We start from the raw sequence: 9,546 nt of genomic DNA on the forward strand, positions 1-9,546 counted from the left end.
CAACCCCTCACGACGAGCCTTATGAACGAGGCTGCCTTTACCGCTGCTGAATGAGGCCAGCTGCATCGGGGATGGGATGCGGTTGACTGCAACCGAGGACACCAAGCGGCGCGATGGGGCATGCGGGATCGTATCACCGCCCCATCGACCGTCCCGTAAGGCTATTTCTCGCCGTTACGCCGACGAAATCTGAAAACATCGAGACGAGACCGGGGACGCGGCGACGCAGGTCTTCCACCCGACTGGTGGAACCACGGCGGGACCTGCCCGTTTGATTGACAGAAGCAAAAATCAACGGAGGAATCATGTCCAAGCTTACCAGCCTCGTCGGTGCCGGAATTCTCGTCATCGCCTCCGCGACGGCCTCGTTCGCCGCCCCATGCGCTACCGGTACCGCCGGCCAGAAGGCGGCTCAGGACAAGAGCTCCAACGTAGAGCCCGGCTCCACCGCCAAAGTGACGCCCGGCGCCAAGGCCGAGTCGCCCGGCACCGTCGGCGCCATGAACAACGTGGGTGCCACCGCCGGTGCGACCTCCGCTCAGGACGTGTCCAAGCAGGCCGAAGGAAAGCCGACTGCAGCCCAGCAGGATGGTTGCTAAGCGTCGCTTCATCGACGGAATCGCTGCCTGACGCATGATGCCCGCCGGACCTAGTCCGGCGGGTTCTGCTCGTGATATCCGGCGTCGCCATCGCGGATTGTCCGGTTGACCCATCGCGTCAGGAACACGGCTCGCCACCATCCAGGCGATCGTCAACCGGACGCTGCGATCGGCCCATTCGGTGGAGACCGCGCAACGATCCCTCAAACTCCGCCTGGTGTCGCCGGCCGGTGCCCACGGCATCCCGACTCAAGGCGCCTGGGAGGGGACGACGCTGGGCAAAATCGTTGCGAAGGCGACGGCCCCGTTCCAGACGGGAGCGGCCTCACGGTTCCACATCCAGGGGCCGCAGGTCCGGCGACCGCCGTGGGTGTTCCTGGTTTTCCCGATGGCGCTGCACGCGCTTGCGACGAACGCGGTGAAGCACGGCACCCTGTCGAACGGGCATGCCAGGTCCGCCTTGAATGGGCACTGGTGGACGAGGACTGGGCCGAGGCGCTGGGATGATGTGGACGGCCTGCCTGTCACGGCTCCGACGCGGACGGGCTTCGGCTCGCGCAAGGTCGAGCGAGCCCCGGCCCCAAGAGATCGACGGCCGCGTTGAGAGCGAGTACCGCCTGAGCGGCGTGGTATTCACCGCGCTGGCGCCGCGTCCGTCGATCCGGGGCGATACGGCGCGGCCGGGGATGCACGCCGACCACTGATCCCGGTCGCGGATCGGTGTAGAGACACCGAGACGGCACGGACCGGATCGTCGGCGTTCGCCGAACGCGGAACCCGGCTTTCGGGCGAGGGCCGGGACTGGGGACAGCACTGAGGACGGGATGGCGACACGCGGATTCACCGGACGCAGGCCGAGCGAGGAGACGCGAGAGCGCCTGCCGCCGGGACAATACCTGACGCAGGACTTCCCCGTCCTGCAGTTCGGCCCGACGCCGCGGATCGACCTCGACCAGTGGCGCTTCACCCTGCGCGAGGGGTCGAGGCCCCTCAAGACATGGACCTGGGCCGAGTTCGAGGCGCTGCCGCACACCGCCTGGGGCGGCGACATCCACTGCGTGACGAAATGGTCGAAGTTCGACACCGCCTGGGAGGGCGTGACCTTCGATGCCCTCATGGCCGATGCCGGCCTCGCTGCGCCAACCGACTTCCTCCTTGCCGAGGGCCATGACGACTACACCACCAACGTGCCGGTGGCCGACCTGACCGGCGGCAAGGCGATGGTGGCGACGCGCTACGAGGGCCGGCCGATCACACCGGACCATGGCGGGCCGGCGCGCCTGCTGGTACCGCATCTCTATTTCTGGAAGAGCGCGAAATGGGTGAAGGGCCTGCGCTTCACCAAGCGCGACGAGGGCGGGTTCTGGGAGCTGCGCGGCTACCACATGTACGGCGACCCGTGGCGCGAGCAGCGCTTCACCGGTGACTGAGCCCCCTCGTCCCATCGTCGGTCCCCTGCCCTGGCAGCTTGCGCGACTCGTGGCGATCACGCCCGTGGCCGAGCGCGCGAAGGCGTTTCGCTTCGCCGTCGCCTTCGACCGCCCGGCCTTGGCCGGGCAGCATGTCGAGCTGCGCCTCACCGCACCGGACGGCTATCAGGCCCAGCGCAGCTACTCGATCGCGTCCGCCCCCGACGACAGCGGCATCATCGACCTCGTGATCGAGAGTGTGGGCGACGGCGAGGTCTCGGTCTTCTTCGACACCGTGGCGGCTTTGGGCGACACCATCGAGCTGCGCGGCCCCATCGGCGGCTCCTTCGTCTGGCGGCCGGAGGATGGCGGCCCGCTGCTGCTGGCCGGCGGCGGATCGGGGGTGGTGCCACTGCTGGCGATGCTCCGCCACCGGGCGGTGGCGGCACCCGAGACGCCGGCGCTGCTCCTCTACTCCGTGGCCACCGAGGACGCCGTGATCGTCCGGGACGAGCTCCTGGCCAGGGTACGGGGCGAGCCTGGCTTCAGCCTCCTCCTCAACCTGACGCGGGAAGACCGGGGCCGGCGGGTCGATGCCGCCATGGTCGGCGAGGCCCTGGCGCGGCTGGGACACCCGCGCCACGCCTATCTGTGCGGCTCGAACGCCTTCGTGAGTGCGGTCTCGGACCTCCTCCTCGACGCCGGCGTGGCCCCGGCCTCGATCCGCACCGAGCGTTTCGGCGGCTGAACGGCCGCCACGATCACGGGCTGAAGATCAGCACGAGGTAGACGAAGAACATCACGAGATGCACCGCGCCCTCCAGCATGGTCGTGCGCAGCCCCGAGAAGGTGATGGTGCTCAGGATCAGGGTCACGACGAGCAGCGTCATCTCGGTGGGGGCAAGGCCCAGCACCACGGTCTGGCCCGAGACGAGGCCGACGACGAGCACGGCGGGCACCGTCAGGCCCACCGTCGAGGTCGCCGCGCCCAGGCACAGGTTGATCGCCCGCTGCAGCTCGTTGCGCGCCACAGCCTTCAGGGCGCTGATGCCCTCCGGCGTGAACACGATGGCGGCGATGAGGACGCCGCCGAGCGCCGAGGGCGCACCGAGCGCCGCGATGCCGTGGTCGAGGATCGCCGCGAGGCTCTTCGAGAGCAGCACGATCGGCAGGATGTTGGCGATGAGGAGCGCCGTGTGCGTCAGGGTCGATCCGCGAGGCGCGGTTTCGTGCGCCACCGGTTCGGCAGCAGAGGCGGCGGCGCTCTCGCCGGCATGGACGAAGAAGCTGCTGTGCCGCCCGGTCTGAATCAACAGGAAGATCGCATAGAGCGATACCGTGAAGACCGAGAAGGCGATCGATTGCAGCGGCGACAGCGTTCCGCCGGTGGTCGATGTCGTGAAGTTCGGAATGATCAGCGCGATGGTGGTGAGCGGGATGATCACCGACAGGAAGGCCGAGGCGCCCTGGAGGTTGTAGGATTGCTGGTGGTAGCGCAGGCCGCCGATGAGGAGGCCGAGGCCGACGAGCCCGTTCATCACGATCATCAGGACCGCGAACATGGTGTCGCGCCCGAGCGTCGGCGCCGCCTTGGCCGAGAGCATCACCGCCGAGACGAGGACCACCTCGATGATCACGATGGACAGGGTGAGTATCAGCGTGCCGAGCGGCTCGCCGAGCCGATGGGCGAGCTCCTCGGCCTCGTGGACCACGCCGAAGGCCGACAACAGGATGACCACGAACAGCCACAGGAACAGCCCGGTCGCCCAGAGCGGTGAATCCAGCGAGGCAAGCCAGCTCGGCCCGAACACGAAGAACGCGGCGACGCTTCCCCAGGCCACGGCAAGCCGCAGGATGCCCTTCATGGAACGACCTTTTGCTGGAGACGGCACGCGCGATGCGCCATCGTCGGACTTGGGAGGCGCGCGGGACCGGACGTCGCCGCAGCGCGGTACTCCCATGCGCGAGGGGACATAGCGCTCAGGCGCGGTTAGCGCTAGAAGCTGAGGTCTTCCGCAACCTTTTGCGTCCGGATGACCGGCCGGATGGACCGCGAAGCGCTTTGCGCGCGCATGTCTCTCCGCCGATCCGGCCTCTCGAAGCCCGCAAGGCCCCTGCCCCGTGCCCTTTCCGACCCTGCCGGCCCCGCTCACGCGCGCCCTGACCTCGCGCGACTACGATGACCCGACGCCCGTCCAGAGCGCCGTCATCGAGGCGGCCGCCGCCGGCCGCGACCTCCTCGTCTCCGCCCAGACCGGGTCCGGCAAGACCGTGGCCTACGGCCTCGCCTTCGCCGACGACCTCCTCGACGAGGCCGAGACCCTTGGCCCGGCGGGGGCGCCGCTCGCCCTGGTGATTGCGCCGACGCGCGAACTCGCGCTCCAGGTTCAGCGAGAGCTGTCCTGGCTCTACGCCGAGACCAATGCCAGGGTCATCGCCTGCGTCGGCGGCATGGATCCGCAGCGCGAGCGCCGTGCCCTGCAGGAGGGCGCCCACATCGTCGTCGGCACGCCCGGCCGCCTGCGCGACCATCTCGAGCGCCGCAACCTCGCCACCAACGCCCTGCGCGCCGTCGTCCTCGACGAGGCCGACGAGATGCTCGACCTCGGCTTCCGCGAGGACCTCGAATTCATCCTCTCGGTGACCCCGAAGGAGCGGCGCACGCTGCTGTTCTCCGCGACCCTGCCCAAGGCCATCGCGACCTTGGCCGAGCGCTATCAGCGCGACGCCCTGCGCATCGCGGTCAAGGGCCAGGAGCGCGGCCACGCCGACATCGCCTACAGGGCGATCCGGGTGCTGCCGCGCGAGATCGAGCACGTGGTCGTCAATACGTTGCGCGTCGTCGATGCCCCGACGGCGATCGTGTTCTGCAACACCCGCAACGCGGTCCGCCATCTCCAGGCCGGGCTGACCGAGCGCGGCTTCTCGGCCGTGGCGCTCTCGGGCGAACTCGGGCAGGGCGAGCGCAACGCCGCGCTCCAGGCGCTTCGCGATGGCCGCGCAAGGGTCTGCGTCGCCACCGACGTCGCGGCGCGCGGCATCGATCTGCCCACCGTGACGCTCGTCATCCACGCCGACCTTCCCAACGACGCCGAGGTGCTCCAGCACCGCTCAGGCCGCACCGGCCGCGCCGGGCGCAAGGGCACCAGCGTGTTGCTGGTCCCGGCCTCGCGGCGCCGTCGCGCCGAGCAGATGCTGATGATCGCCAAGATCACCGCCGAGTGGGACGGGCCGCCCACGGCGGAAGAGATCCGCCGCCTCGACGGCGAGCGCATGTGGCAGGACCCGATCTTCACGGAAGCCGCGAGCGAGGAGGACGTCGCCATCGGCGAGATGCTCCTGGCCCAGCGTTCGCCCCAGGAACTCGCCGCCGCGCTCGCCCGCATCTACCGCTCGCGCCTGCCCTCGCCGGAAGACGTCACCGATCCCGGCGCCGGGCCCGCACGCCGGAGCGAGCGGCCGGTCTACGATCCCGCCGACACGGCGCGGATCGATGCCGAAGGACCCTCGGTGTGGTTCCGGCTCAATCTCGGCCGGCGCGACGACGCCGACCCGCGCCGCCTCCTGCCCATGCTGACCCGCCGCGGCGGGATCGGCCGCCAGGAGATCGGCGCGATCCGGATCTTCGATCGGGAGACCAAGTTCGAGGTCCGCGGCGGCGTGGCCTCACGCTTCGCCACGACCTTCGCCAAGAACGGCTCGCCGGAGATTCAGGTGGAAGCCCTCCTCGACGGCGAGACCGCCGATGAGGGGAAAGGCCACAGGAATGCCGGCCCCAAGAATGCTGGTCCAAAGGGCTTCAAGAGCCCCCGCGCCGCCCGCCACGAACGGGTCGCCGCCAAGGCGCCGCGCAAGCCGCGATAGGTCGACGGACCGGTCAGCCGGTCCGATCTCCTACAGCGTGATGCTGTCTCGTAGAGCCGTCAGGATGCTCTATCTCTCTGTTATCGCACGGTGATTTCGGAAAACCCGATACCACTTCTCCCGCATGGTGCTCTAGAACTGCTTCGCGACGGCGTCGCCCAGGGACTGCACGCCCTCGACGAACTTGCGTCCGCTCGAGGCGAGGGTGGGCACCTTTATGCCGAACACCTCGGTCTCCTCCGGCTCGGCGGGCTGTGCCGCGACCGCGGTTTGGGGCGTGGCGACGGGTCCGGGCACCGGCTTGGCCCGGGCGCTGGCCATGGGTGCCTTCTTCACGGGACGAGGCGAGGGTTGGGCGGACGGATCGGCGGGCAGCGCGGTGAATTGCGTCTCGGCTGCCCGTGCACGCACGGTCTCGGCCCGGCTCGGCGGCACCGGCGAGGCCATGGCCGCCGGCGGCACCAGGGGGGCGATGCGTACGGACGCCACCACGGTCGCCGTCTCGATCGGCGGCAGCGGCCGGGGGGAGGACGCGGCGGCATTCCTCGGGGGCGCATCGGGCACGGTCGCCGCGACGGGAACCGCCGGCAAGGCAAGTGCGGCGGAAGTGGATTTGACGTCGGCACTCTTGGCGTTGGCACTCTTGGCGCCGGCATTCTCGGCGTCGCCATTCCGGGATGGAGGCCGTGCGGCCTCGCCCGTCGAGGACACCATCGCCGGGAGGCCGTCCTTCAGGTCGGGCCATTCCGCGGCCTGACGGCCGATCGCGACCTTCGCGAGCTGCGGCCTGGCGAACTCTCCCATCATCGAATAGGCGCCGACGGAGAAGCCGACGAGGGCGCCGCTCCCGAGGACTCCCAGGACCAGATTGCGCAGGACGGGCGACGTCGCGCGGCGAGCGAGGGCCTGCGGCGAGCGGCGCGTCTCGGACGGATCGATCGTCACGGACATCATGGGGCGAAACCTCGAACGAAACCGGTATGCTTGACCGTGGCCGGTCGATCACGGGGCGCGCAGAGGCCGGAGATGCCGCCGCGCTGAACTCATCGGTGATCCCCCACCCGATCAGAGGTCAGACAGGGACGTGCAAATGGGGCATCAAGATGTCGATGTGCATCCCGGGAGATCACGGCACCGGCGCAGGCGCGCGAACTTAGATAAGGTCCACAGGTTTAACGAGACATGACCGCCGACGACTTGTGCGGTCCCGACTTGATGCGGAAACACTCCGTCACGTCGATTCGGAGGCCCCCGCGAGGGACTGGGCGGCGACGACCTTGGCGACCATGCGCTCATGGCGGCCGGCTCCCTCCGGCAACGGCGCCCCACCCTGCAGGGCGGATTTGAGCGCGACCAGCCGGGGATCGCCCCATCGGCGCAGGATCGCCTGGAAGGCGGCATGTCGGTCAGGCCTGAACACGGTCGTCGTCCCGTCCCGGGTCGACGACGGGGCCGGATGGAGATGGGCGAAGGGCACGAGGCCGGCGGAAATCGGCGCCGTGGCCGCATGGGTGCGGCGGCCGCGCAGGGATTTTGCGTCGACGAAGAGGCGCGGTGCGTCGGGTCCTGGGTCGCAGCGCCGGTCGAAGACCTCGATGCGTCCACGGGCGGCCAGCATCACCCGGTCGAGCGGCATCGACGGCGCTCGCAACTCGGCGAAGTCGGCGGGCTTGCCGCAGGCCGCGCGCAACCGGGCCAGTGTCCGGGGGTCGGCGCTGCGCAGGCATAGCGCGGCCTGCATCAGGCCGAGCCCGGCATCGAACAGGATCGCGCCCCGATCCCGCGGCCGGATCGCGTCGGCGTCGGGCCCGCGCTCGATGAGGACGCGGTGTTCCGCCAGCTGGCCGGCTCCCTTGGGCAGACAGAGCGCGACCGCATGGCTCCACGCGTGGCCGAAGGCGGTCTCGTAGGCGACCGGGACGATACCTCCGGCCTGGAAGGCGATCCCGCCCCTCGCCGTGACCACGCCGAGCCGGTCGTCTTCGAGCCTAGCCGCCGGCTCGTCGGGGCCTCGGGCGAAGGTGGCGAGCGCGCCGAAGCCTCCTAGACTCCACGCCGCGCCGGAATCGGCGAGAGCATCGCGGATGAGGGCGGCGATCTCGCGTTCCGTCGTGTCCATGCGAGGCCTCCCCTTCTCCAGCATCGGTCCGCGAGACCGCCTTTCGCCCGACGCGGACATCGCTACAAGCGTCGGCGATGCGCCCGTCGCCCGCCACAGACCCGCCGATCCCTCAGACCGGCACGCCCTATGCCGATCCCCGGACGGCGCCGGCACGCCCGCGGCTCTGGGCGAACTGGGCGACGCGGACCCGGATGATCGCCGTCGTCATCGTGATCGACGCCGTGGCGGCCCTGGTGTCGATGGGAATCGTCGTCCTCAACGCCCGCTCGGCGGTGACAGTGGAGACGCAGGCCTCCCTCGCCACGGTCGAGCTCCTTGCCGCCGACACCATCGGTCTGTCGCAGGCCGAACCGCGCGAGAGCCTGCTTCGCACCCTCGACCTGCGCTTCCAGGCCCTGCGCCACGTCCGGGTCGGCCTGTTCGACGCGGAGGGGCGCAGCCTCGCCGTCCTGCCGCCGGTGCGCCGCGACCGGCATATGGCGCCGTCCTGGTTCGTCGCCCTGATCGCGCCGCCGGTCCAGCGCCACGAGTTGCCGATCCTGGTGGGGACCGACCGGATCGGCACGGCCCGGATCGCCACCGAGCCCCGCGACGAGATCGACGAGATCTGGGGCTACGCGACCTCTCTGTCGCTCGCCAGCCTCGGCCTCAACCTCGCCCTTCTCGCCGCCCTCTACCTGGCGCTCGGCCGCGTGCTGGCGCCGCTCGGCCGTCTTGCAGACGGGCTCACGCAACTGGAGCGTCAGGATTACGCCGTGCGCCTGGAGCCGTCGGGCTCGCGCGAGGTGTCGGTGATCACCGATCGCTTCAACCGCGTCGCGGAGGCCCTCGAAGAGGTCCGCGCCGCCAACGGCCGGCTCAACCGGCAGCTCCTGACGGCCCAGGACGACGAGCGCCGTCGCACGGCGCTCGAACTGCACGACGAGTTCGGCCCGTGCCTGTTCGCGCTCGAGGCCAACGCGACCTCGGTGAGCCGGATCGCGGAAGGTCCCGGCGAGCCCGACCGGGTTCGCCTCGCCGCGCGGGCGCACGACATCGGCGCCATCGTCGCCCAGGTCCAGGCCCTGAACCGCGACCTCCTCAACCGCCTGCGCCCGCACGGACTCGGCCAGGTGCCGCTGGCCGGGTGCCTCGACCTCCTGCTGCGCGATTTTTCGAGACGCCATCCCGAGACGGAGTTCTCCGGAGCCTTCGATCGCCTGGCAGGAGGCTACGGCGACCTCGTGGACCTCACGGTGTTCCGCTGCATCCAGGAGAGCATGACCAACGCGGTACGCCACGGCGGCGCCCACCGCGTGGCGGCACGGGCCGAGGAGGACCATGGCCGGCTGGGCGTCGTCGTCCGCGACGACGGCGTCGGCGTCCCTCCCGATCATGGAATCGGGCTCGGATTGTCGGGGATGCGCGAGCGGGTCGAGGCGCTCGGCGGCGACTTTCGCCTTGACAGGGGCGTGCCGGGGGCCGTTGTGCGAATCTCGATCCCGGTCGATCCCGACCGGGGCGAGGAGCCAGCCTCGGCACGCCCAGCATGAACGCCATCGCCACGACGAAC

At 70.1% G+C, this 9,546-nt stretch carries 9 protein-coding genes; 6 read left to right on the plus strand and 3 right to left on the minus strand.

Going from position 1 to position 9,546, the window contains the following annotated elements:
- Positions 1-305: 305 nt before the first annotated feature.
- The 4 genes from ACFE7U_RS09280 (at position 306) to ACFE7U_RS09295 (ending at position 2,756) form a co-directional block, all read left to right on the plus strand.
- The gene (locus tag ACFE7U_RS09280; protein WP_375409435.1) at positions 306-599 is read left to right on the plus strand and encodes a hypothetical protein; all 294 of its coding nucleotides are present in this window, start codon (positions 306-308) and stop codon (positions 597-599) included.
- Positions 600-738: 139 nt separating this feature from the next.
- Positions 739-1,203 carry an HWE histidine kinase domain-containing protein gene (locus ACFE7U_RS09285; protein WP_375409444.1) on the plus strand — a complete coding sequence of 155 codons (465 nt, stop codon included), beginning with the start codon at positions 739-741 and terminating at the stop codon, positions 1,201-1,203.
- A gap of 220 nt (positions 1,204-1,423) precedes the next feature.
- Positions 1,424-2,029, plus strand: coding sequence for a sulfite oxidase-like oxidoreductase (locus tag ACFE7U_RS09290; RefSeq protein ID WP_375409436.1), 606 nt, complete (start codon positions 1,424-1,426; stop codon positions 2,027-2,029).
- On the plus strand, positions 2,022-2,756 hold the full coding sequence (locus ACFE7U_RS09295) for an FAD-binding oxidoreductase (RefSeq protein WP_375409437.1): 735 nt from the start codon (positions 2,022-2,024) through the stop codon (positions 2,754-2,756). The genes ACFE7U_RS09290 and ACFE7U_RS09295 overlap by 8 nt, the downstream gene beginning before the upstream one ends.
- Positions 2,757-2,769: 13 nt before the next feature.
- Here ACFE7U_RS09295 and ACFE7U_RS09300 read toward each other — a convergent pair whose 3' ends face one another.
- Positions 2,770-3,873 (minus strand): calcium:proton antiporter, encoded by a 1,104-nt coding sequence (locus ACFE7U_RS09300; RefSeq protein ID WP_375409438.1) that lies wholly within the window; start codon positions 3,871-3,873, stop codon positions 2,770-2,772.
- Positions 3,874-4,129: 256 nt separating this feature from the next.
- On the opposite strand from ACFE7U_RS09300, the gene ACFE7U_RS09305 reads away from it, so the two are divergent.
- Positions 4,130-5,872 (plus strand): DEAD/DEAH box helicase, encoded by a 1,743-nt coding sequence (locus tag ACFE7U_RS09305; protein ID WP_375409439.1) that lies wholly within the window; start codon positions 4,130-4,132, stop codon positions 5,870-5,872.
- 132 nt (positions 5,873-6,004) lie between these two features.
- Here ACFE7U_RS09305 and ACFE7U_RS09310 read toward each other — a convergent pair whose 3' ends face one another.
- Together ACFE7U_RS09310 and ACFE7U_RS09315 are read right to left on the minus strand one after the other, a co-directional pair.
- Positions 6,005-6,826 (minus strand): hypothetical protein, encoded by an 822-nt coding sequence (locus ACFE7U_RS09310; protein ID WP_375409440.1) that lies wholly within the window; start codon positions 6,824-6,826, stop codon positions 6,005-6,007.
- Positions 6,827-7,103: 277 nt separating this feature from the next.
- Positions 7,104-7,991 carry a DUF6925 family protein gene (locus ACFE7U_RS09315; RefSeq protein ID WP_375409441.1) on the minus strand — a complete coding sequence of 296 codons (888 nt, stop codon included), beginning with the start codon at positions 7,989-7,991 and terminating at the stop codon, positions 7,104-7,106.
- A gap of 77 nt (positions 7,992-8,068) precedes the next feature.
- On the opposite strand from ACFE7U_RS09315, the gene ACFE7U_RS09320 reads away from it, so the two are divergent.
- Positions 8,069-9,526 carry an ATP-binding protein gene (locus ACFE7U_RS09320; protein ID WP_375409442.1) on the plus strand — a complete coding sequence of 486 codons (1,458 nt, stop codon included), beginning with the start codon at positions 8,069-8,071 and terminating at the stop codon, positions 9,524-9,526.
- Positions 9,527-9,546: the final 20 nt, after the last annotated feature.

It is taken from the genome of uncultured Methylobacterium sp., from assembly GCF_964251405.1.
Classification (GTDB): Bacteria; Pseudomonadota; Alphaproteobacteria; order Rhizobiales; family Beijerinckiaceae; genus Methylobacterium.

Coding starts and splice junctions, on each gene's coding strand:
- ACFE7U_RS09280 (WP_375409435.1), top strand. CDS start 306: ATGTCCAAGCTTACCAGCCTCGTCGGTGCCGGAATTCTCGTCATCGCC.
- ACFE7U_RS09290 (WP_375409436.1), top strand. CDS start 1,424: ATGGCGACACGCGGATTCACCGGACGCAGGCCGAGCGAGGAGACGCGA.
- ACFE7U_RS09300 (WP_375409438.1), bottom strand. CDS start 3,873: ATGAAGGGCATCCTGCGGCTTGCCGTGGCCTGGGGAAGCGTCGCCGCG.
- ACFE7U_RS09310 (WP_375409440.1), bottom strand. CDS start 6,826: ATGATGTCCGTGACGATCGATCCGTCCGAGACGCGCCGCTCGCCGCAG.
- ACFE7U_RS09315 (WP_375409441.1), bottom strand. CDS start 7,991: ATGGACACGACGGAACGCGAGATCGCCGCCCTCATCCGCGATGCTCTC.
- ACFE7U_RS09320 (WP_375409442.1), top strand. CDS start 8,069: ATGCGCCCGTCGCCCGCCACAGACCCGCCGATCCCTCAGACCGGCACG.